Below are 26,464 nucleotides of genomic sequence, written 5' to 3'. Positions count from 1 at the left end.
CTTTATGGAGGATATTATTTTTTCTGCCCCCGCGTACGAACTGACGTCAGATGCGCTTTTAACGGATATACCTGGCGGCAACGATGACACGGTGAATGACGAGCACACCTGCGTCAGAAAAAGCCGCCTCTGTGTTGATTCGCTGGCTCGTACCGCTCGCCAGCCAGCGCGCACATTCATCAACAGGCGGCGGTGGGCAATACGAAGTAAAACACGCTGCCTGCGGACGCACGCGGTTCAGCGCGTAAGCTGCCGTGATGTCGCTCGATAATGCCGTGGCTGATGGTTAATCCCATCCCCATCCCTTCTGCTTTGGTGGTGTAAAACGAGTCGAACACCCGGGCAATCACCGCCGGTTCAATGCCGCTGCCGGTATCCGCTACGTCAATGCGCAGCTGGTTAGGTGATGGATTGCTGCTGGTCAGGGTCAGCACGCGTGGGCGATCGTTAATTGCCGCCATCGCCTCAATGGCGTTCACTACCAGATTCAGCAGAACCTGCTGCATTTGAATGCTGTCGCCAATAATCCCATCGTTGCTGGCCCACAGCTGATAATCAACGCTGATGGCGCAGCGCTCCAGCTCGCTGCGCGACAGGGTAATAATGTGATGCACCGTCTCGTGCAGGCTGAGCCGACAGGCGCTGGAAGCCTGATTGCGGGTCAGCGCCTGTAGCCCGCGAATGATATTTCCGGCACGCTCGCCCTCGACAATGATCTCTTCCAGCCCGATACGCGCGTTTTCCAGCTCAGCGGGCGCGCGCCTTAACCAGCGCAGGCTGGCGCCCGCGTTAGCGACAATCGACATCAGCGGCTGATTAATCTCGTGAGCGATTGAGGCAGTCAGTTGACCCACGGTGCTGGCGCGCGACACGCGGGCCAGATCGGCCTGCGCCACGCGCACCGCATCCTCGGCCTGCCGTTGCGCAGTGATATCGGTAATGATGCCAAAATATTCCTTCACGCCATCTTCACCGTCTACCGGATCGCCGATGCCCAGCAGATAGCGGCATTCGCCATCCATACGAATAATACGAAACTCGGCGCGCATTGAGGCGCACTGATGCACGCTTTCCACGACCAGTTTGCTGATGCGCGCATAATCCTCCGGGTGCACCAGCGTGAGAAAATCGGCCATCGATAAGGTTTTTTGCCCCGCTGGCAGGCCGAGAATACGCACGTACTCATCGGAAATGGCCATCACATCCTGCTCAAGCTCCCAGCGCCAGCTGCCGGTATGGCTAATCTGCTCGCCGAGCATCAACGACGTCTGGCTGGCACGCAGATCCTTCTCTACCCGGCTGCGCTGAATGTTTTCCGCCAGCAGCTCGGCATAGAGCCGCGCGGTTTCCAGCGATACCGCCGCCTGAGCCGCCAGCGTCTGCACCACGTGGGAATGCTCGGCGGTGAAGACGTCGGGCATCAGGCAGTTTTCCAGATACAGCACGCCGACCAGCCGCGCCTGCTTAAACATCGGCACGCACATCACCGCCGCGCCGGAAGTGACCAGATAAGGGTCCTGACTGAAGGGGCTGAAGCTGCCAGGACGGCCAGTGCGAATCGCCTGGCCGGTGCGAATCACGGCTGACAGTACCGACAGCGGCAAATCGCTGGCCAGCGGCGTTTCATTCACCATGCGTACATAAATGCCGTCAGGGGTGGTTTTTGCCCAGGCTTCGGTTTCGGCAATATCACCGTCACGGATGCGCAGCAGCAGGCAGCGCTGTGCGCCCGCGCGTTCCAGCAGCATGGTTAACAGAATTTTGATCAGTCGGTCGAGGTTGATCTCTTCGGTCAGTGCACGCGCAGCGGTGGCAACGCTCTCCAGATCGCGTATCGCCTCGCTTTGGGCAAAGGCGATGGTATCAAACGGCGTCTGCGGCGCCGCGTTAACCAGATGCGGATGACGCTTTTCCAGCTGCTGTACTTTAGCGTTTGCGCCCCAGCGCGCCCAGGCGGCGATCTCGCCGCGCAGGTAGGCATCTGCGGCAACGGCTAACCCTGTGCGGGTGGCAAGCCGCGCGGCCAGTTCACAAGCCAGCCCGTTCACCTGCACAAAGCCGCCCTCATGCGACAGCACAATCGCCTTTTCATACTGCATCATCGCCTGGCCGACATCGCCTGTCAGGCGCGCCAGCTCCGCCTCAATCAGCGCGGCTTTATCAGCGAAGGTGCCGGGATTGACCTCTGCCCAGCAGCGCAACTTATCCACATGCGGTTGCAGACGCTGGGTGCGATCCTCAGAACTTTCCTGCGCGTCTTCCGCCAGCGTCAGCGCCAGCGCGCTGTAAAAATGGTAATCGAGCAACGGCACGTGGCCCGGCACGGCGGCCACCAGCGGCGCGGCGCGGGTAAAACAGCGGTCCGCCTCGGGATATTCTCCGGCAGCAAAATGCGCCAATCCGCGATAGAGCCAGCGCCAGAAATGCAGCAGCGGCGTATTGCCCTCTGCTCCCCCTTTCAACGGCGCATCGGCGAGCAGACGAGCACCGCTGAAGTGCGTGTCAAACGGCTCACGCAGATGCTGCACATAGTGCCGCTGAATCAGCAATACGTTTTCAACCTCGGCAAAATCGGTTTTGCGCACAAAGGCGAGCCCGCGATCGAGGGTGGTCAATACGCTGTCAAGGTGATCGCCGCGCATCAGGTAGTTCATGATCTGATGACGAATAGCAAAACAGGCGGCGGTTAAATCGCCCTGCGCCACCGCGGCGGTAAAGCAGGTTTTCGCGCAGTCAACGGCATACGAGAGCGGCTGGATCCAGATGCTGACCTGATCCAGCGGCAGCAGCGTGCGCCCTTTGAAGTGCGTGAAATCGTGCTGTATCACCAGCTCACGTGCCAGCGAGCCGCTTTTGAAACCCAGCGGATACTCCTGATAATAGTGACCAATCAGCACGCCGTACCACGCCAGGGCGAAAGTGGAAGCGCCGCTGATGCCGTGATCGAGCGTGAGATGCAGCATGCGGCAGAGCACCAGAAAGTGCAGCCGTGGGCAGACAAAGGCGGCAAAAATAGTCGCGCTGGCCATCAGTTCCAGCATGGCTTCAATTTCAGGATTGTCCATGACCGGCAGCGGCATAAACGCATGATAAGGATCGCTGCCAACGCGGGCGCGTAGCTGCTGGCGGGCGGCATCGCACTCCTCGGCCTTGGGCTGGCGGCTGAAACGCACGCCAAATACTGCCAGCCACGCCAGCGTGGTTTCCAGCGCCCGCTGGTTATCTGACTGACGCATATGCACTTCGGCCAGCAAACAGGCCGCCGAGGCTTTCTCTGCCAGCCCGCCGCGCGTCCGCATCAGCGTATCGCACAGGCTCAGCGCCGCGGGAAGATCGCCCTGCAAAAAGTGACATTTCGCCGCTTCAAGATTCAGCATCAGCGTCTGTTCATCGTTGTCCGGCTGTTTCAGCACCTGCGCCACGTGCAAATAGCGCAGCGCTGACGCGTAATCTGCGCTGTTTTTTGCCTGGCGGGCGGCCTGCACGGTAATGGCATAACAGGCATCGCGGTGCGGCGAGCGAGCCAGTACGCGGCTAACCGCAGCGATATGATGCACCGCCTGAAACAGCGCGCGGCTGCCGTCGACCTGCCCCGCCTGATCACTCAGTAAAATGGCCGCGTTGAGATGCAACTGCTGCCGATCGTCGTCGCCAATGAGCGCAAAAGAGGCGGCGTGCACGCGATCGTGCGTAAAGGCGTAATCATCACCGGTGAGCGTGACCAGCTGGGCGATGATGGCCGGATAGAGCCGCTCGCGCAGCGCGTGCACCGCGCTTTGCTGCATCTGGGCCAGTGCACGCAGATCGCCAGAGGCGCCGAGACAGGCGAGCCAGCCGAGCAGTTCGCGGGTGGGTAACGGCATGGTTGTCAGCTCTTGCAGCACCCGGCTGGCGACGTTATCGGTGTAGTGGCGCGCGCGCAACGCCGTGCCGTCAACGTGCCATTTCCCGTGCTCGGGATGATGGACGATCAGCCCATCCTCCTGCGCCTGGCGAAAGAAGGTATGCGTGTAGAGCGGATTGCCGCCGGTCTTGCTGTGAATCAGCGCGGCCAGCCCCAGCGTTGAGGCGATGCGCGACTGAAAATGGGTAGCTAGCCAGCGGGCGATCGCTTTGACGGTTAACGGCGCAGGCTGAATATCGATCAGCCGGGTAGCCGCACCACGTAACTGCGTCAGCCGCAGGGCAAACTGTGGCAGCGGCAGTGACTCTTCCTCACGGTGCGCCACCACCAGCATCAGCGGCAGCGCGTCGCTGTCAGCGATCAGGTGCTGCAACAGTTGCAGGCTGGCGTCATCGGCCCAGTGCAGATCGTCGATCAGCACGATCAGCGGGCAACCCGGCATTGCCAGCGCGCTGACCAGCGACTGCATCATCTGTCGGAAGCGGGTATGCGCATGCAGCGCCAGCCGATCGTCCGGCACTGCGGGGCGGCGATCGATCAGCAAACCCAATTCCGGCACCAGGCTAACCGCCAGCCCGGCATCGTCGCCCAGCCGGTTAAGCAGCCGCGCCTTCCAGCGCACCATCTCTTCAGCGGGTCGCCCCAGCAGCCACAGCGTCAGCGATCGGAACGCCTCATTAAGCACCGCATAAGGCACATCCGGCGAATATTGTTCAGCTTTACCCACCGCGAACAGGGCAGGTTCATGCTGTAAGTGAACCAGCGCAGAGGCGATCAGCGATGATTTGCCGATGCCCTGCGCACCGCGAATCACCACCAGCTGGCTGCTGCGCGTCTGTTTCATCTTATTAAATACTGCCACCAGCTCACGCGCCTGCGGGTGCGTGGTGCACAGCGTGTCGGCGAGATAGCGGCCGGGCACGCTGTCTTGCAAGCCCGGTGTAAAGCTGGCGATATCACCACCAACGGTCAGCGTCGCCTGACAGCGGCGCAGATCGGCCAGCAGCCCGGCGACGGTTTGGTAACGATGCTCCGGCGATTTTGCCAGTAACCGCAAAACAATTGCCGCCAGCATCGGCGGTACTTCGGCACGCAGCAGCGGCGTTAAGCGCGGCGGGGAAGCGATGTGATGATGGATCCATTCCGCCTGGCCATCATCCGGCGCGCCAAAAGGCAGGTCGCCGGTGAGCAGCTCGTAAAACACAATGCCAAGGCTGTAAAGATCGCTGAGCGCATTGACCGGATGGGGCGTGCGCGAACTGTGCTCCGGCGACATATAGGCCAGCGTGCCGCCGATCATCGGCAGCGAGGCCGCAGAGGGGATGCCAACAGAGGCCGACGCCAGCCCAAAACCGCCCAGCAGAAAGCGGCCGTCGGCGGCGATAAAAATGTTGCCGGGTTTGATATCACCGTGCGTAATGCGCTGTTTGTGCAACCCCTGCAAAGGTTCACACAGGGCGATCGCCCGATCGAGAAAGTCGGCCATTTTCGGCGTGGCGCGCGGCGGCAAGGTGGCCAGCGTAATAAACGGAAATGGCGCGTAGATCAGCGCATAGCGCCCATGCCAGATGGTGCAGGCATCGGGCCGAATTGCCCAGCGTGCGGAAAGGTGCTGACGCAGCGCAAACTCATTTTTCAGCAGCTGGCGGGCCTGTCCGCTGGCTTGTTCATGCACGGCGGTGACCAGCACGCCTTCATCGCCTGAGGGCTGGCGATAGCGCAGCCACACCAATACGCCCTCCTGCGCCAGCGGCGTAAATTCCGCGTCGTCGTCCAGCGTGATGCAGACGTTTTCAGGCGGCGTGTCGCGAACAGAAAGGGATGATACGCGGGCGTCGGGCATGCAGATGTCCTGAGTCAGGCTAAAGACTGACGGATACAGTCGAGTAATGTATCAATATGAATAGGCTTGCGCATAAATGCCAGCGCGCCGGTGCCCATGGCATACCAGTGCATGTTTTCATCGCCGTGGCCGGAGATGTAAATCACCGGCGGCAGCGCCGCGTGCTGTGCCAGTTTTTCCACCAGCGCGAAGCCGCTGATGCCCTGCAATTTAATATCGATAATTAACAGCGCCGAGGTGTCCAGCGTCTCTGGCACCGCCAGCAGCGCTTCTGCAGAATCAAAGGTCTCGGTCAGGTAGCCTTCTGACTGCAGTAAATTGCTCAGCCCGCTGCGCACCGACCGTTCATCATCCACAATGACAATCCGCTGTGATCGCATCCTGTCGCTCTCCTCACCGTCGGTGTGCGCTTCAGGGGCGCGGACCCTCGACCGGCGGCGGTGTGCCGCTGATTTTTGGCACGCATTCGTGACGAAACCACGCCAGCGTTAGCGGCTCACCGCGGCGCAGACGTTGCACTAACGACACCAGCTGTTCGCCCACCAACATGCCAAACAACCCCGCCAGCGCGGCTACCGGCGGTGCCGGTGAACGCAGGCTGATTATGCTGTAAATCACGCCAACCAGCAGGCCCATTGCCAGCGAAAAAACAAAAGATTTCAGCATAGTCATTCCGTTGCAGAAGTGCTTTGTGGCGCGGCATGCGCAGCAGGCAGCAGATGGTTGGCGATCTGCTCGCCGCAGAGCATACCTAATAAGCCGATCAGCGCGATCGCCGGAGGTGCTGGCGACCGTACCCTGAACAGCGCGTACAGCAAGCCGATGCCCACGCCTGCGGTGAGGGAGATAAGAACAGTGTTCATAGCAGCTCCGGGTGCGGATCGGGCAGCACAGCCCGATCCGCCACGTCTTATTTGTTAGCCGGCACTGGCGCCAGCGTATTGTGGCGGCCCTGTTCGCGGGAAGGCGACTTGTGCACCATGGTATAAGCGTAATCCACGCCCATGCCGTAGGCGCCGGAGTGCTCTTTCACGATATCCATCACCGCGTTGTAAGTCTCTTTACGCGCCCAGTCACGCTGCCACTCCAGCATCACCTGCTGCCAGGTCACCGGAATCACGCCAGCCTGAATCATGCGCTGCATGGCGAAGTCGTGCGCTTCTTTGGTGGTGCCACCAGAAGCATCTGCCACCATATAAATCTCGTAGTCCCCTTCCAGCATGGCGCACAGCGAGAAGCTGTTGTTGCACACTTCGGTCCACAGGCCCGATACCACGATTTTTTTCTTGCCGTTTTTGGCCAGCGCGTCACGCACCTTCTGGTCATCCCAGGAGTTCATTGAAGTGCGTTCCAGAATGTCGTGCTCAGGGAAGACGTCAAGAAGCTCAGGATAGGTGTGGCCTGAGAAGCTTTCGGTTTCTACCGTGGTGATGATGGTAGGAATGTTAAACACCTTCGCCGCTTTAGCCAGCGCCACGGTGTTGTTCTTCAGCACCTGACGATCGATAGACTGTACGCCGAAGGCCATTTGCGGTTGCTGATCGATAAAAATCATCTGGCAGTTGGTAGGGGTCAGGACTTCAAGTTTGGAGTCGGTCATAAGGTATCCATTGAGCAGAGGAGGCAGAGCTTCCGCAAAAATCAGTAAGCGGAAACAAGCGAGACAGTGCGCCAGGCGGCGTCATGCTGTCAGGGCTGATACTAGGCGCGTGCTCTCCGATCGGATATTACCAATAGGTATAATATACCTTGGTATAACTAGACGCTGCTTTCGCCTGCTGACCATAATCGCCGCAGTTATCGCCTCCCAGAGGACGTCGCACCGGCTTGCTGTTCCGACGTTCCCTTCCGGACATCTTATGCAGGAGTGAATATGGTCAACCTTGATAAAGCCGATCTGATCTTAACCAACGGTCAGTTTCATACCGTCGATCGGGAAAAACCGTTAGCGGAAGCGGTCGCTATCCGCGGCGGCACATTCCTTGCGGTGGGCAGCCAGGCCGAGGTGATGCAGCACTGCGCCGACAGCACCAAAGTGGTGGATCTGCAGGGCCAAACCGTGATTCCCGGCCTGAACGATTCGCACCTGCATCTGATTCGCGGCGGCCTCAATTACAACCTTGAGCTGCGCTGGGAAGGCGTGCCGTCGCTGGCCGACGCGCTGCGCATGTTAAAAGAACAGGCCCAGCGCACGCCTTCACCACAATGGGTGCGCGTGGTCGGCGGCTGGACCGAGTTTCAGTTTGCCGAACGCCGTATGCCCACGCTGGATGAGATCAACGCGGCGGCGCCTGACACGCCGGTGTTTATTCTGCATCTATACGATCGCGCCCTGCTGAACCGCGCCGCGCTGCGCGTGGTCGGTTATACCCGTGATACGCCCAATCCACCGGGTGGCGAAATTCAGCGCGACAGCAACGGCAACCCGACCGGCATGTTGATTGCCCGCCCGAATGCGATGATTCTCTACGCCACGCTGGCTAAAGGCCCGAAACTGCCGCTTGAACAGCAGATCAACTCCACCCGCCAGTTTATGCGCGAGCTGAACCGTCTTGGCCTGACCAGCGCCATCGATGCCGGTGGCGGCTTCCAGAACTACCCCGAAGATTATCAAATCATCAGCGAGCTGCATGAGAAGAAGCAGATGACGCTGCGCATCGCCTATAACCTGTTTACCCAACGTCCCGGACACGAGCTGGAGGACTTTGAAAAATGGACCGACATGCTGGCGCCGGGCCAGGGAAGCGATTTCCTCCGGCACAATGGCGCCGGCGAAATGCTGGTATTTTCCGCCGCCGACTTCGAAGACTTCCTCGAACCGCGCCCGGATCTGGCGCCTGGCATGGAAGATGAGCTGGAACGCGTGGTGCGTCATCTGGTGGAACATCGCTGGCCTTTTCGCCTGCATGCCACTTATAACGAATCGATCGGCCGTATGCTGGACGTGTTTGAAAGGGTTAATCGCGATATACCGTTCGACGGCCTGCACTGGTTTTTCGACCATGCCGAAACCATTACCCAGGCGAACATCGACCGCGTCAAGGCGCTGGGCGGCGGCCTGGCCGTGCAGCACCGCATGGCCTTTCAGGGTGAATATTTCGCCGAGCGTTACGGGATTGAGGCGACTAAACAGACGCCGCCGGTCAGACGCATGCTTGATACCGGCGTGCCGGTCGGGTTAGGCACCGACGCCACGCGCGTTGCCAGCTACAACCCGTGGACGGCGCTCTACTGGCTGGTTTCCGGCCGCACCGTCGGCGGCATGCAGATGTATGACGTCAATGCGCGCCTCGATCGCGACACCGCGCTGATGCTCTGGACGCAGGGCAGCGCGTGGTTCTCCAGTGAACAGGGCAAAAAGGGGCAGATCCGCGTCGGCCAGTTGGCTGACCTGGCGGTGCTGAGCAAAGATTACTTCCGCGTGCCGGAAGAGGAGATCAAAGGCATCGAGTCGGTGCTGACGGTGGTCAACGGCGATATCGTCTACGCCGCAGGTCAGTTTGGCCCACTGGCTCCGCCCGCCATTCCGGTGCTGCCGGAGTGGTCGCCAGTGGTCACCGTGCCCGGTCATTATCGCAGTGCGCCGCCGCAGGCGGGTTTGCTGCCGATGGCTCACCATTGCAGCGGGCCGTGCGGCGTGCACAGTCATGCGCACAATGCTGCCCGTCACGCTGGCGTACCGGTTTCCGATGACAACGCATTCTGGGGAGCGCTGGGCTGTAGCTGCTTTGCGTTTTGAGTCCGCTGATGTCCGGCATTCAGGTCAATTGTCGCCCAATCGATAACAAGGAATCGCGATGAGTCATATCAGTGAAACGGTGTCGGCGGATCATACCGCTGCGCCGCTGGCAAATCCGCCTTCCTCATGGCAGCCGCTGCAGCAGCCGGTTTTCCGTATGCTGTGGATCGCTACCGTGGTCTCCAATATCGGCTCATGGATGAGCGATGTGGGCATTAACTGGACCATGCTGTCACTGAGCGCCGATCCGCTGGCCATTGCGCTGGTGCAGGCGGCCAGCAGCCTGCCGATGTTTCTGTTTGCTCTGCCCTCGGGCGTGATGGCCGACATCGTCGACCGGCGGCGTTATTTGATCTTCTCGCAAATCTGGATGTTTATTGCGGCGGCGGGCTTAACCCTGCTATCGCTGTTTGGCCTGGTGACACCGATGATTCTGTTGGCCGCCACCTTTATGCTCAGCACCGGCGCGGCAATGAGCTCACCACCGTTTCAGGCGATTGTGCCCGACCTGGTCAGCAAAGCGGAGCTAAGCCCGGCCATCGCGCTGAATTCGCTGGGCATCAACATCAGCCGGGCGATTGGCCCGGCGCTGGGCGGGCTGATTCTCTCGTTTGCCGGTCCGTGGATGGTGTTTGCGCTGAATGCCCTGTCGGTGCTCGGCGTTATGTGGGTGCTGTGGCGCTGGAAACCAGCGGCGAGCGTACAACGGTTGCCGCCGGAGCATTTTTTCTCGGCGGTACGGGCAGGATTGCGTTACGTTCATGCGGCACCGGTGCTGCGTAACGTGCTGATCCGCACCATCGCCTTTTTTCTGTTCGCCAGCGCGGGCTGGGCGTTGCTGCCGCTGGTGGCGCGCCGTGAACTCGGCCTTGGTCCCGGCGGCTATGGCCTGATGCTCGCCTGCATAGGGCTGGGCGCGATTTGCGGTGCCGTGCTGCTGCCAAAACTGCGTGCGCGGCTCAATCCCGATCGGCTGATGGTGGCCGCCAGCCTGCTGTTCGCCATGACGCTGCTGGCGCTGGCGTTTGTGCGTCATGTCTGGTGGCTGAATGCAGCGGAATTCTTTATGGGATTTGCGTGGATTGCCGTGCTGTCAACGCTGAACGTCGGTGCACAACGCAGCGCCGCCCGCTGGGTCAAGGCACGGGCGCTGGCGGTCTATCTGACGGTGTTTTTTGGCGCTATGACGTTGGGCAGTGCCATTTGGGGGCAGCTCGCCTCGCAGTTTGGCATCAGCCAGTCGCTCATGGTGGCCACCGTCGGCTTAGTGCTGGCCAGTGCCACTGCCCTGCGCTGGCGGCTGGATCAGGATCCCGATCTTAACCTTGATCTCAGCGGCCAGACCGACGCCAGCGGGCTAAAGATTGCTCATGGCCGCGGTCCCGTAATGGTCAGCTATGAATACGCCATTGATCCTGCCACCGGCTATGATTTTATGGTGGCCATTCAGGAGATGCGCCGGGTGCGACGACGCGGCGGCGCTATCAGCTGGTCGGTTTATGAAGATGTGCAGCAGCCGGGCATTTTCGTCGAAACCTTTGTCATCGGCTCATGGATGGAGCATCTGCGTGAAGCCGATCGCCACACCATGAATGATTTAAAAATTCAGCGTCGCGTTCATGCTTTTCTCGCTGACAACGCCCGCCCAACGGTGCGCTATCTGGTAGCACCGGAATAACAGACTCGATAAGTGACTTCACCCCCTTGAGGAGAACACCATGAGCACCATCAAAACGCAGGACGGCACGCAGCTTTACTACAAGGACTGGGGCAGCGGTAAGCCGGTGCTGTTCAGTCACGGCTGGCCGCTGGATGCCGATATGTGGGACAACCAGCTTAACTTTCTCGCGGAACGTGGCTGGCGCGCTATCGCCTTCGATCGCCGTGGTTTTGGTCGCTCCGATCAGCCCTGGGTCGGTCACGACTACGACACCTTCGCCTCGGACATCAATGACCTGATCACCGCGCTGGATCTGCAGGACGTTACGCTGGTTGGTTTTTCCATGGGCGGCGGCGATGTGACGCGCTATATCGGCCGTTATGGCAGCGATCGCGTGGCGGGTCTGGTGCTGCTCGGCGCGGTGACGCCGATTTTCGGCAAAACCGACGATCATCCGCAAGGTGTTGAGCACAGCGTATTTGCCGGTATTCAGTCGGGCCTGCTGGCCGATCGCCCGCAGTTTCTTCATGATTTCTGGACGCCGTTTTACGGCCTTAACGCCGGACAAACGGTTTCAGAGGGCATACTGACGCAAAGCTCATCGATTGCGCTGCTGGCGTCGCTGAAAGGCACGCTGGATTGCGTCACGGCGTTTGCTGAAACGGATTTCCGTCCTGACGTGGCGAAAGTAGATGTGCCAACGCTGGTGATTCACGGTAGCAACGATCAGATCGTGCCGTTTGAAGCGACCGGTAAACTCTCAGCCGAGATGATTGCCGGTGCGGAACTGAAGATCTATGACAATGCGCCGCATGGCTTCGCCGTCACGCATCAGGACCAGCTTAACAACGATCTGCTGGCTTTCCTGGAAAGCCATTAAGTTAACGACCCTGCGCCTCGCGCGCAGGGTCGTTTCCCTTCTCTGTTTCTACGCCTCCGGGCGCATATCGAACAGCAAGACTTCCGCCTGCTCGCCATCGCTGAAGGTGAGCATGCTTTCATTGCGTATCCGCGCGCCATCACCCGCATTAAATCGGATGCCGTTAACGGTGATTGCGCCACGCGCCAGATGAATCCAGGCCCAGCGATCCGCCGCCAGACTGAACGTCTGCTGCTCCGCGTCATCAAACAGCCCGCTCCAGATACACATATCCTGGCGAATACGCAGCACCCCGGCACCGCCTTCCGGCGAAACGATCAGCCGAAGGGCACCACGCTTTTCCGCGTCGGCAACCGTCACCTGCTGATAGGCAGGCGGCGTCTCTTTTTCCGCAGGCACCACCCAGATTTGCAGAAAATGCACCTCGTCCGCCCCGGAGTGATTAAATTCACTGTGGGTGACGCCCGATCCGGCGCTCATCAGCTGCACATCGCCAGGCCGAATCACCGAGCCGGTGCCCATGGAATCTTTATGTTCCAGCGCCCCTTCCAGCACATACGAGATGATTTCCATATTGCGATGTGGATGCGCACCAAAACCGCGTGACGGCGCAACGCGATCGTCGTTGATCACCAGCAGATCGGAGAATCCCGCCTGCTCAGGATCCCAGTAGTTGGCAAATGAAAACGTATGGCGGGAATGCAGCCAGCCATGGTCGCCGCGTCCGCGTTGTGCTGACAATCGTTGCTCAATCATGATCCGCTCCTGAAGTCGTTGAGTGAGTGGGGGAAAGCGCGCTCGCCCTTCCGGTAGAAAGAGAGTACCGGTAAACTAATTCACTCATCAACGGGGTGAAACGGCAATCAGTGTCCTGATTTAGTGGACAATAAGCCAGCGGATATGTTTACTCTGCGCGCAGTTCCTCATAAGAGATCATCACATGCTGGCGAAAGGCGGGCCGCTGGCAAAGCCGGGCATAATACGCCGCCACCGCAGGTAACACGGCATGTGCCAGCGGCAGATCGAAATAGCGATAAAGCACATGACCAAACTGGATATCAGCCAGCGAAAAATCAGTGCCGGTGAGAAAAGGTGCCTTTTCCAGCTGCCTGTCTGCAATGGTGAGAAAATGATGTAGCCTGGCGAGGGAATGCGCGATGGCCGTTGCATCGCGTTCGGCAGCAGGCGTGCGCACCAGCGGCCAAAACAGCGGCGCAGTGAAATTTAGCGCGACGTTCAGCTTTGCCCATTCTGCCCATTGATCGACTCCTGCCCGGGCTGTGACATCAGCTGGCCAGAATGAATCCGGCGCATAGCGGGCGGCGAGATAACGCAATATCGCGCCGGTTTCCCACATCGGCGTGTTCTCCTCATCCTGCAGCACCGGCACCGTGCCGTTGGGGTTCATGGCAAGAAATGGCGGCGTGTTGTTGCCGCCATAACGGTGGCCAATATCAATGCGCTGATAATCGAGATCCAGCTCTGCAACGCACCACATCAACGCCTGCACGTTTGAAGAGGTTTTCCTACCCCATAGAGTTAACATCTGCTGCCCTCTGTGTTGTTATGACGGTTGCTCAAAGCGTCTTTTCCCCTTGCGAAGCGGAATCCTTCAATGAACATAACGTATTTAACCAACCATCTGCCACAGCTGCGCCAAACCGCGCGTTTGATGTCAGCCGAATGGTCCGCGCTACCCTTGTGGGCGTCGGAAACAGAGATTGTTGCCCGCCTGCAGGCGCGGCTGGCAGCGCAGGATCATCAGTTCACGCTGATCGCGATTGATGAGCAGGAACGGGTCATCGCTACCGGGAGTATTATTCGTTATGAGCTGGAAGATGTTGAACAGCGCCGCTGGTGGTTGGGCGAAGTGGTGACCGATGCGGCCTGTCGCGGTAAAGGCATCGCCAGCGCGCTGATCGGTCAGTGTCTGGCGCACTGTCAGGCGAAAGGCATTGCCACACTCTGGCTCTATACGCCGGATCAGCAGGCATTTTATCGTAAATCGGGATGGCAGGAGATTGAGCAACGCGAGGTATATGGTGAGCGGGTGTCGGTAATGAGCCTGTCATTGTCACCGCAGGAACGCGCACCGGGCGTAATAGCGGATGAATAACCGCCAGGTTGAAAGAAGGCCGCCGCGGCGGCCTCAGCAGGACTATTTGGCGATAATGAAACGTTTGTCGTCGTCGATATAGGTTTTCTCACCGGCGGGCGCGTTGATCGCACCAAAGTTCATCTGACCGCGCAGCTTCCAGCTGGCAGGTACATTCCACGTGCGTTGAACGTCTTCGTCAATCAGCGGATTGTAGTGCTGCAGGTTAGCGCCAATCCCCTGCTCGGCCAGAGCAACCCAGACGGCATATTGCGCAATGCCGGTGCTGTGTTCAGACCATGCCGGGAAATGCTCCGCATAAGCGGCAAACTGCGCCTGTAGCGTTTTCACCACTTCCTGATCTTCAAAAAACAGTACCGAGCCAGCGGCCGCGGCGAAGCCGTCAATCTTGTCGGAGGTCGCCTGGAAGTTCTCAGCGGGCACCCGCTTTCTGAGCTGTTCACGGGTCAGTTCCCACAGTTTATTGTGTTCTTCACCGAGCAGAATCAGAATGCGTGAGCTTTGGGAGTTGAAGGCTGATGGCGCCTGTTTTACCGCTTCTTTGATCAGGTTGATCACCTGGTCTTCAGCAATCGGCAAGGTCTTTCCGAGGGCATAAATCGTTCTGCGTTGTTTCGCGAGCGACAGAAAATCTTCTGACATAACTCCTCCTGTAGGGATCACATTTCAAAGGCGTGTGGAAAACGTTCACTTCCGGCCCTGGAATCGGGACAACACTGTGTTCACTATAGCGATGATTGATCGGCCTTTTAAGATTTATTTGCGCTTTGCTTAATCACGCCGGTCAATAAGAAAAGGGTATTTCCTGTCGCTGGGCGTCACGCGTAAGCTGCATAAAAAAACAAGGATCTTAAAGCATGGACATTATTCCTGCGGAAGCAAAACACCTTCCCGCTATCCAGCAGATTTACGCCTGGCACGTGCTGCACGGCACCGGCAGCTTTGAAAGTGAGCCGCCAACCGAAGCAGAAATGGCTGGCCGCCTGAAGAAAATTCAGCAGGCGGGATTGATCTGGCTGGTGGCGGTTGAGGGAGTTGACGTCAAAGGTTACTGCTATCTGATGCCGTATCGGCCCCGCTTTGCCTACCGCTTCACGCTGGAAAATGCGGTCTATGTCGATCCGACCTTTCAACAGCGTGGCGCAGGTCGCGCCCTGCTCGATCGGGCGATCGCCTGGGCGACAGAACATGGCTATCGCCAGCTAATCGCCAACGTCGGCGACAGTGAAAATCGTGGCTCACTGGGTCTGCATCAGGCCGCCGGATTCAGCGTAATGGGCACATTACATGCGGTGGGTTTTAAGCACGGACGCTGGCTGGATACGGTATTAATGCAGCGCCCGCTTGGCGAGAATAGCGAGACGCTGCCCGCGATCAACTCAGCGCCTTCATCATAAACACGCTAAGCGGATCGGCCTGATAAGGAAAAAATGGCGCGCAGAAGCCGTAGCCACAGCGTTGATAGAGCTGAATCGCCGCGGGTTGATGAATGCCGGTTTCCAGCCGCAGCAGCGTGCAATCCGCATCCCGCGCCAGCGTCTCCAGCGCCGCCACCACTTTTTCGCCGAGCCGTTGCCCACGGCAGTCAGGATCGAGATAAACACGCTTGATCTCACCGGCCTGTTTATCGTCGAATACGACCGCACCGCAACCCATGGCGCGCCCGTTTTCGTCGCGCACCAGAATGCAGCGCAGCCGATCTTCCGCCAGCGCATGCAGGGCAACGCTGTGCTGACTGGCGGGCGGATAGAGCGCGTTTTGATACGCATCCAGCGCGGCAATCAGCGGCACCAGCTCTGACGAGCGGGCTGAAATTTCGGTCAGGCTATACATCGTTGCGCCCTCTTTTTAGCTGTACAGCGTCGTGGACACGGCGCGAGGGATAAACCGCGCACCACTGAAGGCCGCGATCAGCTGTTCGCCCGCGGGCCAGTCGCCAAAGCCCGCCGCCGAATGAAGGTGCCCGCCCCCGGCAATCACTTTTAGCTCGCTGCCCCACCAGGCGGCGAGTTGCTGAGCACGCGGTAAGGTCAGGTGCTCATCATTATCACTGCATATCAGCAGCGTCGGCAGAGGCAGCCGCGTGCCGGGCAGCGGGCGCTGCGGTTGAATGGCGTCCAGCGCGCATGGCGCATCGACGTCAGCGGGCGCCACCAGAACAGCGGCTTTCACCCGCTCGTGAGCATTAACAGCCAGCCACTGGGCCGTCGCCACCGCACCGCAGCTATGAGCCACCAGCACCACGTCGCCGGGCGTGGCGGCCACGGTTTCGCCCACACGACGCGACCAGCGCTCACGATCGGGTTTTTGCCAGTCATCCTGTTGCACCCGCCGCGTGTTGACGTATTTGTTTTCGATGCAGGTTTGCCAGTGTTGCGGGCCAGAGTTGGTAAAGCCCGGCACTACGATAAATGTCACATTCATAAGCTACGCTGTTCCTTATTAAGCCGTAAGGATGTTATTCCACAAAACCCCCAGCAGGTTATCAAATCTTGATGCGAACTTTTGATTCGGCCATAAAAATGAGCCTGATGAACAGCTTATTGCCAGCACGGGCAAAAAGCGGCCACGTGAAAAAATGGATTAGCGCATTGTGCGATCCGGCTTAATTTTCTGCTTTTTATTTCGCTTAAGATTACTCATTACACCGTGCAGACATGGCCGGTGAAGTCATACGCCTGCTTGTTTATTAGCGTCGCGTTTTTACGGGGGTTTTATGCCGGTTATAAAATCAGCAATACGTTGATTATTATGACAAAATTTATAAATAAATGTTAACAAAATAAATCATTGAGCTGGGAAGAAAAAAACCCTATATTGGCCGCGCTTTTATACAGCCCCACACCTTAAACATAATTATTCAACTGCGGCTTATACGACAGCCCCGGTTGTAGGAGAGATATGATGACGGATAAAGTCCGTATTGATAATTTAGATGCCAATTCATCACACGCAAACAATGAAGCCTATTTAGCGCGTCAGGCGGAATTTGAATCAAATGTTAGGAGTTATCCACGTAAGCTGCCGTTAGCCATCGCGCAAGCGCAGGGAGTATGGATTACGGACGTTGAGAAAAATCAATATCTTGATTGCCTTGCGGGCGCGGGAACGCTGGCGCTTGGGCACAATCATCCTGACATTTTGCAGAGCATTCAAAATGTCATTACCAGCGGCTTGCCGTTACATACCTTAGATCTGACGACTCCGTTAAAAGATCGCTTCTCGGAATACCTGCTCTCTCTGCTGCCAGGCCAGGGCAAAGAATATTGCCTGCAGTTCTGTGGCCCGTCGGGTGCAGATGCGGTAGAAGCCGCGCTGAAGCTGGCGAAAAAGCACACCGGTCGCACCGGCGTGATCAGCTTCTCTGGCGGTTATCACGGCATGACGCACGGCGCGCTGGCAGTGACCGGTAACCTGTCACCGAAAGAAGCGATTAACGGCATGATGCCAGAAGTGCAGTTCATGCCCTATCCGCACCAGTATCGCTGCCCGCTCGGCATCGGCGGTGACGCGGGCGTGAAAGCGCTGACCTACTATTTTGATAATCTGATCAACGACGTGGAAAGCGGCGTGCGCAAACCGGCAGCGGTGATCCTGGAAGCGGTTCAGGGCGAAGGCGGGGTTAACCCGGCACCGGCTGAATGGCTGCAGCGCATCCGTAAAGTGACTAAAGAGCACGGCATCCTGCTGATCCTTGATGAAGTGCAGGCGGGCTTTGCTCGTACTGGCAAGTTCTTCGCCTTTGAGCACGCGGGCATTGAGCCAGACATCATCGTGATGTCCAAAGCCGTAGGCGGCGGTCTGCCACTGGCGGTGCTGGGCATTAAAAAAGAGTTTGATGCCTGGGAACCGGGTCACCATACCGGCACGTTCCGCGGCAACCAGCTGGCGATGGCGACCGGCCTGACCACGCTGCAGCACCTGAAAGACAACAACATTGCGGATAAAGTGGCAGAGCAAGGCGAGTGGCTGAAAGGCAAACTGGCTGAGATGCAACAGCGCTATCCGGTTATCGGTCATGTTCGCGGCCTCGGCCTGATGATCGGCATTGAGATCGTGAAAGCCGACGCCGAGCCGGATCACATGGGCAGCTACCCTGCGGATGGCGCACTCTCTGCGCTGCTGCAGAAGAAATGCTTTGAAAATGGCCTGATTCTGGAGCGCGGTGGCCGTCATGGCAGCGTGCTGCGTCTGCTGCCGTCGCTGCTGATCAGCAACGATGAGCTGAACATTTTCCTCGATAAGTTTGAGCACGCGCTGTTATCTGCTGGCGTGAAACCGGTTTGAGTGGAGTAAATACGATGTCCCGGGAAAACCCGATTCTGGCCGCGGCGGCGCACAGCACCGACGCGTACCAGCAGGCGATCGCCCAGAGCAGTCAGGCGGTGGTGCAGTGGCTGCAACAGCCTGAAATGTATCAGGGTAAAACCGTTGCTGAACTGCGCGAGCGCATTACCCTGGATTTCAATCCGCAGGGATTGGGCAATCAAGTGGCGATTGAACGTGCCATTGAATACTTTCTGAAAGACAGCCTGTCGGTGCACCATCCGCAGTGCGTGGCGCATCTGCATTGTCCAAGCCTGGTGGTAAGCCAGGCGGCCGAAGTGCTGATCAACGCCACCAATCAGAGCATGGATTCATGGGATCAGGCGCCGTCTGCCACGATCATCGAGCTTAAGCTGATTGAATGGCTGCGCGAGCAGGTCGGCTATCAGGCAGGCGATGCCGGTGTGTTCACCAGCGGCGGCACGCAGAGTAACCTGATGGGCTTGATGCTGGCGCGTGACGCCTTCTTCGCTCGCCAGGGTCACTCCATTCAGCAGCACGGTTTAACCGGCAATCTGAAGAAGATCAAGGTGCTGTGCTCGGAGAATGCGCACTTCTCGGTGCAGAAAAACATGGCGCTGCTTGGCCTCGGCTATCAGTCAGTCACGCTGGTGAAAACCGATCGCTTTGCGCGTATGGACATGAACGATCTGCGGGCGAAACTGGCGCAGGCGGAAGCTAACGATGAGCAGATTCTGGCTATCGTGGCAACCGCCGGTACCACCGATGCCGGTGCGATCGATCCGCTGCGTGAGATCGCGGCGCTGGCGGCCGAACGTCAGATCTGGGTGCACGTTGATGCAGCCTGGGGCGGCGCACTGCTGCTTTCCGAGAAATACCGCAACTATCTCGACGGCATTGAACTGGTGGATTCCATCACTCTGGACTTCCACAAGCAGTTCTTCCAGACTATCAGCTGCGGCGCGTTCCTGTTAAAAGAGGCGCGTCACTATGAGCTGATGCGTTATCAGGCGGCTTACCTGAACTCTGAGTTCGATGAGGCGCAGGGCGTGCCGAATCTGGTCTCCAAATCGCTGCAAACCACCCGCCGTTTTGATGCGTTGAAACTGTGGATGGGCCTCGAAGCGCTGGGACAGAAACAGTACGCCGAGATCATCGATCACGGCGTAACGCTGGCGCAGCAGGTGGCGCAGTATGTGGCTGAGCAGCCGCGGCTGGAGCTGGTAATGGAGCCACAGCTGGCCAGCGTGCTGTTCCGCTATCGTGCGCCTGAACTGCCGGAAGCTGACGTGGCACTGTTCAATCAGCGCATCGGTGACGCGCTGCTCGAGTCGGGCCGCGCCAACGTCGGCGTCACGGAGTTTGACGGTGTGACCTGCCTGAAAATGACGCTGCTAAACCCAACGGTGACGCTGGAGGATATTAAAGTCTTGCTCGCACTGGTGGAAAGCACTGCCGCCGGCTTGATGTCCGCCTGATAGCGAACGTCACGCAATAAAAAGCCGCTAACGTTGACCGTTAGCGGCTTTTTTTTATCGTTTTTTTTGCTTATGTCGACTGGCGCGAAACATGCTGCGCCGCGGCGTCATTTGCCAGCATCACGGCTTCCGTAAGGGAGCGTTGCCCGGCCAGTGCGGTGCACAGCACGCCGGTAAAACAGTCTCCGGCGCCGTGCGTGCTCACCAGCGTAATCTTCTTCGCGGCCAGCGCCTGGCTGCCCTGCCCCTGCTCGCACCATGCCACGCCATGTTCACCGGCGGTGACCACCACCTGCGAAAAGCGCTGCGTCAGCTGTTCGGCCGCCGTCTGGGCCGAGGCAAGATCGCTCACCGTGATGCCGGACATATCACGCGCTTCAATAGCGTTAACGATCAGCACATCAATAATCGCTTCCAGCGCAGCGCTTAACGGACGCGCAGGCGCCGCGTTGAGACTTACCGTAACGCCTCGTTCGTGAGCGGCTATAGCGGCCTGTTGATTAATCGCTTCCGGCACTTCGTTCTGCAAAATGAGCAGGCTGACATCCTGCCAGAACGCGGGCTGAGCAAAGGTTTCTGGCGAAATATGCTGGTTAGCGTTGGACACCACCACCGCGCCGTAATCACCTTCGCTGTCGGTGATCGCCACGCTCATGCCGCTGGGCATGCCCGCGACGATCTGCACCGCTGACGTATCGACGTCTGCGCCCTGCAGGCGGTTAAGCAGAAACCGACCCTGCTCGTCGTCGCCTACCGCACCGGCAAACCGCACGCTGGCACCGGCCAGCGCCGCGGCTATCGCCTGATTGCCGCCTTTGCCACCAAACTTATAGCTACACGCCGTGCCCATCACCGTTTCGCCCTTTTCCGGGCGGTGATGCGCGTCCAGCATAATGTCGTAATGCAGGCTGCCGGTTACTGCGATTTTACTCATGGCTAGAATTCCCGAAGGTCCTGAACCGCATGCTGGGTTTTCATCAGGTTCTTTTCCGCCCGCTTCAGATCTTTCTTGGCGATGGCCACAAACAGTGCGTCCAGAATATTTAGCTGGGCAATGCGTGAGGCGGCGTTTTCCCCGAGCAGATGCGATCCCTGAGAGGTTGAATTGAGTACCACATGCGCACTGTGCGCAATCGGCGATTCGGCATAGTTGGTAATGACAATCACTTTGGCGCCGTTACGCACCGCCAGCTTCACCGGATCGTGCACCGCCCGCGTGGCGCCTGAATGAGAAATGGCAATCACCACGTCATCATCAGAGAGCACCGCCGCCGACATCAACATAATGTGCGCGTCATCATAGGCCGTGGATTTAATGCCAATCTTCAGCATCTTGTGCGATAAATCGCGGGCCACGGTGGCGGAACCGCCCACCGCATATAAATCGATATGACGCGCTTTAAATATAATGTCGGCCGCACGGTTAAATTCAGACACATCAAGAATTGACAGTGTTTCTTCAATTGCCTGAATCGAGGTTCTGAATACTTTTGAAAGCAGCTGTTCCGATGAATCATCGGGCTCAATTTCCGCATGCAAACCCGCAACTTCAGACTGGTTGTAATAAACCAGGTTGCTTCTGAAATGGCGGTAACCGGTAAAGTTTAATTTCTTGGTAATTTTAACGATCATCGCCTCGGAGACATTATTTTCCTGCGCAATCTCTTTTAACGAGGTTTGCTCGGTCATGTCGGTGCGGGCGGTAATGGCATCGATTACCTTGCGTTCTAACGGCGTCAGTTGTGGCAAACGCATGCGAATCTGAGCACCAATGGCTCGCGGATCTTGCTTCATTACTTGCCTCGGGTCGCTCGGTCAATCAACATCGCTATGATAATAATAAGGCCGGTAGCGAGCAATTGGTAAAAGGCCTGAATATTTAGCAGCGTCAATCCGTTACGTAATGCGCCGAGAATAATGACGCCGATAATGGTGCCAAACACGCTGCCTTTACCGCCCATCAGCGAAGCACCGCCGATCGCCGCCGCGGCAATCGCGTCCAGCTCCCACAGGTTGCCGATGGTCGGCTCCGCCGCGCCAAGGCGACCAATCAGAATCAGCGACGCCAGCGATGCCAGCGTACCGGAGATCACATAGACCGTGACCTTGGTGCGCTTCACTGGCACTCCCGCCACGCGCGCCGCTTCTTCATTCCCGCCAATCGCCAGAATATATTCGCCCAGCGGCGTTTTGTTCATTACTGTCCACAGCACTAGCGCAATCACCGCCACGATAATGATCGGCGTGGGTACGCCAAACAGCGTGCTGTTGATGATGCTGCGAAATTCCATTGGGATACCAAATATCGGATTGCCGCCGGTGTAGATCAGCGCGATGGCGCGAAACAGTGAGAGTCCGCCAAGCGTAACGATAAACGGCTGCAGGCCAGCATAGGCGATCAGCGAACCGCTGAAGACGCCGCAGGCTGCGCCCACGCCCAGCGTTGCCAGCACCGCAATCGGCACCGGCACGCCAGAAACCATCAGCGTGGCGCCGAGCACCGCCGAGAGCGCGGCTGTGGGGCCGACCGACAAATCGATACCGCCGGAAATAATCACCAGCGTCATGCCGAGAGCAATCAGCGCATTAATTGAGGATTGTTGCAGTACGTTCAACAAATTTGGCAGGGTAAAAAATACCGGTGACAAAAATGAGAAGGTCACAATAATAATTAATAATCCAATGAGTGTTCCCGCATCGCGCACATTGAATTTAAATGCCGACGAAGCGTGCAATCCTGAACGGACCGGAGTTTGAGTCATCATTATGTTGGCCTTTACATAAAAGCAGGTGAACAGGTTAGGCAGTCTCGACATCTTTAATGGCGAAACGGGCGATATTTTCTTCAGTGATGGCGCTGCCGCTCAGCTCTTTGGTAATTTTCCCTTCCCGCATCACCAACACGCGATCGGAAATACGCATGATTTCGGTCATTTCGGAAGAGACCACCACTATCGCTTTGCCCGCCTGCGCTAATTTCTCTATCAGGTTATAAATTTCCGACTTGGCGCCAATATCAATTCCCCGGGTCGGCTCATCAAATAAAAACACCTGCGCATCAGCGGCGACCCAGCGACCAATAATCACCTTTTGCTGATTACCGCCGCTCAACGTGCCGATGGTTTTTTCGATATCCAGCGGACGCAGCTTTAATTCGCTCATCACCTCATGCGCCACACGATTAAGCTTCTCTTTACGCAGCAGCCCGCCAAGGGTGAAATTGCGCATCGACGGCAGCGCCATGTTCATTTTCACCGCGCGCTCTTTGATGATGCCCTCTTTCTTGCGGTCTTCCGGCACCAGACCAATGCCAGCACGGATCGCTGCGCTGACGTTGTGATTACGCACCGCCGTCCCATTCACCAGCACGGTGCCGCTGCTGCGCTTGTCGATCCCGGCAATCAGCTTCAGCAGTTCCGTACGTCCGGCGCCTACCAGTCCGGCGATGCCGAGCACTTCCCCTGCCCGCACGCTAAAACTGGCGGGCAACACGTCGCTACCGCGCGCCAGATTTTCCACCCGCAGCACCTCACGATCGGTGGCCCAGGAGTTGTGGTCGAGCTTGTCGATCTTACGGCCGACCATTTTGGCGACGATGCTCTCTTCATCTTCGTCGGCAATATTCACCACGCCAACCTGCCGGCCATCACGCATGATGGTCGCCCGGTCGCACACCCGAAATATTTCATTCATTTTGTGCGACACGTAAATCAGCGACACGCCCATCGATTTCAAATCACCAATCAGCTCAGCCAGGCGATCAAACTCGCGCGGCGTCAGGCTGGAAGTCGGCTCATCCATAGCGATGATTTTCGCGTCATCAAGCAGCGCGCGTGCAATCTCCACGATCTGCTGCTGCGACACCTTGAGATTTTTAATCGGCTCATTGGGATCGATGCTGGGATCGAGCTGCTTGAGGAGCAGCCTGGCGCGCTCCAGTTGCGCCCGCTTATCCACCCACATTCCGCGGGCCTTCGTTAGCGGGCGGCCTAGAAACATATTTTGCGCCACGGAGAGCTCAGGAACATGCTGCAACTCCTGATGAATCATCGCGATACCCGCGTGACGGGCACTGAGCGGATTTTTCATCTGCACCAGCACGCCGTTAACGCTGATCTCGCCGCCATCGGCTGGCCGCACGCCGGACAGAATATTCAGCAGCGTCGATTTTCCGGCGCCGTTCTCACCGATTAGCGCGTGAACTTCACCGGGCTTCACGAAAAAATCAACATCCTGTAAAGCAGCGGCGCTGCCGTAGGTTTTACTGATGCCGCGCATCATCAGACGATACTGTTCCATACGCTCTCCGCCGAACTTATTGTTGAGCCAGAAGCTGACGCAATTTGGCATTGTCTTTGGTTGAGAAGGCGTCGGCGTTCTCTTTGGTGATCAGCGCCTGCGGCGTGGAGATCACGCGTGACAGCTTTTGGCCGTTGATCAGGCGAATCATCACATCCATCGCCACTTCACCGGTCAGCACCGGGAAGCTGTCGACCGTACCGGTCAGCTCGCCGCGCTTGATTGACGCGTATGCATCGGAAATACCGTCGGTGCCAAATACCGCGGTCTGGGCCGATTTGTTCTGTGCGCGCACCGCTTCCACTACGCCGAGCGCCATGGTGTCGTTGTTGGCATAAAAACCGATCAGGTCAGGGTGCTGCTGCAAAATGGTTGAGGCGGCATTAAACGCCTGCTCGCGACTCCAGTTAGCCGGCACGCTGGCAACAATGGCGAACTTGCCGTTGGCCTGCAGCGTCTCTTTAAAGCCGCTGGTACGTTGACCCGCAGCGTAAACGCCCGGCTGGCCTTCGATTACCGCCACTTTACCGCCCTGCGGATGGTGCTGAATAAACCACTTCGCCACGCGCACGCCGTTGTCTTTCTGCACGTTGCCGACGTAGTACTGCGCGTTCGGCATGACCGCATCATTGACGTTCACCACCGGGATTTTTTTGCTGTTGGCACTTTCCAGCGCCGGTTCAAGGTTGATGTCGGTTTGCGGCGAGACCAGCAGGCCGTTGAAGCCCTGAGAAATCATGGTTTCGGCAATCGACAATTGGCCCAGCTGATCGTCTTCGTTAGCCGCTGCCTGATAGGCCACGCTAAACCCGTATTTTTTGGCGACGTTTTGATAACCTTCGCCCAGTGAACGCCAGTATTCATTGGTCAGGGTTTTAGACACGCCGCCAATTTTTAGCTTGCTGTCCGCTTTCGGCAGCGGGCCATATTTGCTGTCGAGCTGGGTCCAGTCGGTGCGATCCGGTTCGGTATCAGATTTCAGTGGTGCGAGTTCCGCGGCGTAAACGCTGGTGCAAAGCAGGGATGATGCGAGTACAGAGAGAAGCAATTTTTTCATTTTATTCGCCTTTTATTCTCGTCTTGTGAGGTCATTTTTATCGGGTTTTTGCAACCGCTGTTGTTATCTGGCCAGCATAATATCGTTGACGATCTGCTGAGAACTTACCGCATCCTGACGACTAATCGCGTCGGTCAGCTCAGCGTTACCTTCCAGTTGATCACAGAGCTTCAGCAGACGTTTCACGGTGATGATATTCAGCTCCGCTTCGCGAACCGGATCGAGGCCGCTGGCATCCGGGAAGGTGTCAAAGTAGTACGCGCCCTGATAACCATCACGCTGCATCTGCCAGAGGAATTCCAGCGTGGCGCGCGGGTTCACTGAACCGACCATCAGGCCATCGTCACGTTTACCCCAGCCGTCGTTTAAATCGAGGCCCATCAGCCGTGAGCGACGCGCGACCATTGCGGCGGCAAAGGCCGGGATTTCGTTGGCAAACAATACATGGGCAAAGTCGAGGGTAATGCCGAGGTTAGGGCTGCCCGCCTCTTCGACCGCCAGCAGGCAGGTGGTGACGTTAGGGAAAATGCTGTAGGCGCGCGGCTCGTTGGGTTTGTATTCAATGCTGATGTCCACATCGGGCGCATACTCAGCGATTTCCCGTACCGCGCTGACCGCGTCTTCCCAGATTTTTTTGTAGTCGGCCTGGAAGCAGTAATCAAAACCATCCTGGCCCATCCACAGCGTCATCAGACGGGAATCAAACTCGCGCCCTGCATCGATGCCGCGCTTGGTCAGCTCAATTGCTTCACGGCGGATCTTCGCATCGGGATGGGTAAAGGCGCCGATTTTGAACTGCGGCGCATCCCAGCGCATCTGCATACCGTTGACCGCAAGGCCTGCATCAGCAATCGCCTGCCGCATGGTAGGGATGTCGCTGACCATGTGCTGCGGATAGTTGAGATCAAGATGGGTCAGGCCGTTAACCGTTCCGGCGCGGGCGATCATCTGCAACACCGAGGGCTTGCCCTGGAGTTCAGGCCAGTAGAGGTTTGCCCCCGAGGCAAAGGAATTCAGACGCGTAGCAAATTTCAGTTCCGACATGAGGCAAGCCCTTATCTGTAAGTTGTGATGTACTTTTCTTGTTCACGATTTATTGTGAAGTTGTGTAATTTATACGCCCACAAAAATAATAAACAAGGGGTATTAATGGCAATTGATCGATTTTGAGACGCGGTTCACGGATGTGAAAAGGGATAAG

23 protein-coding genes are annotated in these 26,464 nt (G+C 57.7%); 7 read left to right on the top strand and 16 right to left on the bottom strand.

What is annotated here, in order from left to right:
- Positions 1–179: 179 nt before the first annotated feature.
- From EM595_RS19400 to EM595_RS19380, 5 genes are read right to left on the bottom strand one after another with little or no spacing between them, the layout of a single operon-like run.
- Positions 180–5,747 carry a trifunctional serine/threonine-protein kinase/ATP-binding protein/sensor histidine kinase gene (locus tag EM595_RS19400; protein WP_067436768.1) on the bottom strand — a complete coding sequence of 1,856 codons (5,568 nt, stop codon included), beginning with the start codon at positions 5,745–5,747 and terminating at the stop codon, positions 180–182.
- 14 nt (positions 5,748–5,761) lie between these two features.
- Positions 5,762–6,127 (bottom strand): response regulator transcription factor, encoded by a 366-nt coding sequence (locus tag EM595_RS19395; RefSeq protein ID WP_067436767.1) that lies wholly within the window; start codon positions 6,125–6,127, stop codon positions 5,762–5,764.
- A gap of 31 nt (positions 6,128–6,158) precedes the next feature.
- On the bottom strand, positions 6,159–6,413 hold the full coding sequence (locus EM595_RS19390; RefSeq protein WP_067436765.1) for a XapX domain-containing protein: 255 nt from the start codon (positions 6,411–6,413) through the stop codon (positions 6,159–6,161).
- A 2-nt stretch (positions 6,414–6,415) separates the two neighbouring features.
- Entirely contained in the window at positions 6,416–6,610 is a 195-nt protein-coding gene (locus EM595_RS19385; RefSeq protein ID WP_067436762.1) for a DUF1427 family protein, read from the bottom strand.
- A gap of 47 nt (positions 6,611–6,657) precedes the next feature.
- The gene (locus EM595_RS19380) at positions 6,658–7,347 is read right to left on the bottom strand and encodes a hydrolase (RefSeq protein ID WP_067436756.1); all 690 of its coding nucleotides are present in this window, start codon (positions 7,345–7,347) and stop codon (positions 6,658–6,660) included.
- 273 nt (positions 7,348–7,620) lie between these two features.
- Between EM595_RS19380 and EM595_RS19375 the strand changes: the two genes are divergently transcribed.
- The 3 genes from EM595_RS19375 to EM595_RS19365 are packed head-to-tail and all read left to right on the top strand — an operon-like array spanning position 7,621 to position 12,026.
- On the top strand, positions 7,621–9,486 hold the full coding sequence (locus tag EM595_RS19375; protein WP_067436753.1) for an amidohydrolase: 1,866 nt from the start codon (positions 7,621–7,623) through the stop codon (positions 9,484–9,486).
- 58 nt (positions 9,487–9,544) lie between these two features.
- Positions 9,545–11,164 (top strand): MFS transporter, encoded by a 1,620-nt coding sequence (locus EM595_RS19370; protein WP_067436750.1) that lies wholly within the window; start codon positions 9,545–9,547, stop codon positions 11,162–11,164.
- Positions 11,165–11,204: 40 nt separating this feature from the next.
- Positions 11,205–12,026 (top strand): alpha/beta fold hydrolase, encoded by an 822-nt coding sequence (locus EM595_RS19365; protein WP_067436747.1) that lies wholly within the window; start codon positions 11,205–11,207, stop codon positions 12,024–12,026.
- Between the two features lie 48 nt (positions 12,027–12,074).
- Here EM595_RS19365 and EM595_RS19360 read toward each other — a convergent pair whose 3' ends face one another.
- Positions 12,075–12,782 carry a pirin family protein gene (locus tag EM595_RS19360; protein WP_067436744.1) on the bottom strand — a complete coding sequence of 236 codons (708 nt, stop codon included), beginning with the start codon at positions 12,780–12,782 and terminating at the stop codon, positions 12,075–12,077.
- A gap of 148 nt (positions 12,783–12,930) precedes the next feature.
- Positions 12,931–13,572, bottom strand: a complete 642-nt coding sequence (locus tag EM595_RS19355) for a glutathione S-transferase family protein (RefSeq protein ID WP_067436741.1) — start codon at positions 13,570–13,572, stop codon at positions 12,931–12,933.
- 69 nt (positions 13,573–13,641) lie between these two features.
- On the opposite strand from EM595_RS19355, the gene EM595_RS19350 reads away from it, so the two are divergent.
- Positions 13,642–14,142 (top strand): GNAT family N-acetyltransferase, encoded by a 501-nt coding sequence (locus EM595_RS19350; RefSeq protein WP_067436738.1) that lies wholly within the window; start codon positions 13,642–13,644, stop codon positions 14,140–14,142.
- A 42-nt stretch (positions 14,143–14,184) separates the two neighbouring features.
- On the opposite strand, the gene EM595_RS19345 is transcribed toward EM595_RS19350, so the two are convergent.
- The gene (locus EM595_RS19345) at positions 14,185–14,784 is read right to left on the bottom strand and encodes a nitroreductase family protein (protein ID WP_067436736.1); all 600 of its coding nucleotides are present in this window, start codon (positions 14,782–14,784) and stop codon (positions 14,185–14,187) included.
- A gap of 215 nt (positions 14,785–14,999) precedes the next feature.
- On the opposite strand from EM595_RS19345, the gene EM595_RS19340 reads away from it, so the two are divergent.
- Positions 15,000–15,539, top strand: a complete 540-nt coding sequence (locus EM595_RS19340) for a GNAT family N-acetyltransferase (protein ID WP_067436733.1) — start codon at positions 15,000–15,002, stop codon at positions 15,537–15,539.
- On the opposite strand, the gene EM595_RS19335 is transcribed toward EM595_RS19340, so the two are convergent.
- The gene (locus EM595_RS19335; RefSeq protein WP_067436730.1) at positions 15,517–15,975 is read right to left on the bottom strand and encodes a GNAT family N-acetyltransferase; all 459 of its coding nucleotides are present in this window, start codon (positions 15,973–15,975) and stop codon (positions 15,517–15,519) included. The two genes, EM595_RS19340 and EM595_RS19335, sit on opposite strands and share 23 nt — an antisense overlap.
- Before the next feature lie 15 nt (positions 15,976–15,990).
- Positions 15,991–16,566 carry an RBBP9/YdeN family alpha/beta hydrolase gene (locus tag EM595_RS19330; RefSeq protein WP_067436727.1) on the bottom strand — a complete coding sequence of 192 codons (576 nt, stop codon included), beginning with the start codon at positions 16,564–16,566 and terminating at the stop codon, positions 15,991–15,993.
- A gap of 480 nt (positions 16,567–17,046) precedes the next feature.
- Between EM595_RS19330 and EM595_RS19325 the strand changes: the two genes are divergently transcribed.
- Together EM595_RS19325 and EM595_RS19320 are read left to right on the top strand one after the other, a co-directional pair.
- Positions 17,047–18,429, top strand: coding sequence for a diaminobutyrate--2-oxoglutarate transaminase (locus EM595_RS19325; RefSeq protein ID WP_067436724.1), 1,383 nt, complete (start codon positions 17,047–17,049; stop codon positions 18,427–18,429).
- 14 nt (positions 18,430–18,443) lie between these two features.
- Positions 18,444–19,907, top strand: coding sequence for a pyridoxal phosphate-dependent decarboxylase family protein (locus tag EM595_RS19320; RefSeq protein ID WP_067436721.1), 1,464 nt, complete (start codon positions 18,444–18,446; stop codon positions 19,905–19,907).
- A gap of 70 nt (positions 19,908–19,977) precedes the next feature.
- Here the strand turns inward: EM595_RS19320 and EM595_RS19315 are convergent, their stop codons facing one another.
- The 6 genes from EM595_RS19315 to EM595_RS19290 all read right to left on the bottom strand — a co-directional run bounded on the left by EM595_RS19315 (position 19,978) and on the right by EM595_RS19290 (position 26,307).
- Entirely contained in the window at positions 19,978–20,841 is an 864-nt protein-coding gene (locus EM595_RS19315; RefSeq protein WP_067436719.1) for a PfkB family carbohydrate kinase, read from the bottom strand.
- Positions 20,842–20,843: 2 nt separating this feature from the next.
- Positions 20,844–21,701, bottom strand: coding sequence for a MurR/RpiR family transcriptional regulator (locus tag EM595_RS19310; RefSeq protein WP_067436716.1), 858 nt, complete (start codon positions 21,699–21,701; stop codon positions 20,844–20,846).
- On the bottom strand, positions 21,701–22,672 hold the full coding sequence (locus EM595_RS19305; RefSeq protein ID WP_067436713.1) for an ABC transporter permease: 972 nt from the start codon (positions 22,670–22,672) through the stop codon (positions 21,701–21,703). The genes EM595_RS19310 and EM595_RS19305 overlap by 1 nt, the downstream gene beginning before the upstream one ends.
- Before the next feature lie 34 nt (positions 22,673–22,706).
- Complete coding sequence (locus tag EM595_RS19300; protein WP_067436710.1) at positions 22,707–24,206, bottom strand: sugar ABC transporter ATP-binding protein; 1,500 nt, start codon at positions 24,204–24,206, stop codon at positions 22,707–22,709.
- Between the two features lie 16 nt (positions 24,207–24,222).
- Positions 24,223–25,263, bottom strand: a complete 1,041-nt coding sequence (locus tag EM595_RS19295; RefSeq protein WP_067436709.1) for a sugar ABC transporter substrate-binding protein — start codon at positions 25,261–25,263, stop codon at positions 24,223–24,225.
- Between the two features lie 63 nt (positions 25,264–25,326).
- The gene (locus EM595_RS19290) at positions 25,327–26,307 is read right to left on the bottom strand and encodes a TIM barrel protein (protein ID WP_067436706.1); all 981 of its coding nucleotides are present in this window, start codon (positions 26,305–26,307) and stop codon (positions 25,327–25,329) included.
- Positions 26,308–26,464 lie beyond the last annotated feature (157 nt).

This window comes from Duffyella gerundensis (genome assembly GCF_001517405.1).
Taxonomy (GTDB): domain Bacteria; phylum Pseudomonadota; class Gammaproteobacteria; order Enterobacterales; family Enterobacteriaceae; genus Duffyella; species Duffyella gerundensis.
Note: the sequence above shows the minus strand (reverse complement) of the source record. Positions and strands in the feature narration are given on the sequence as shown.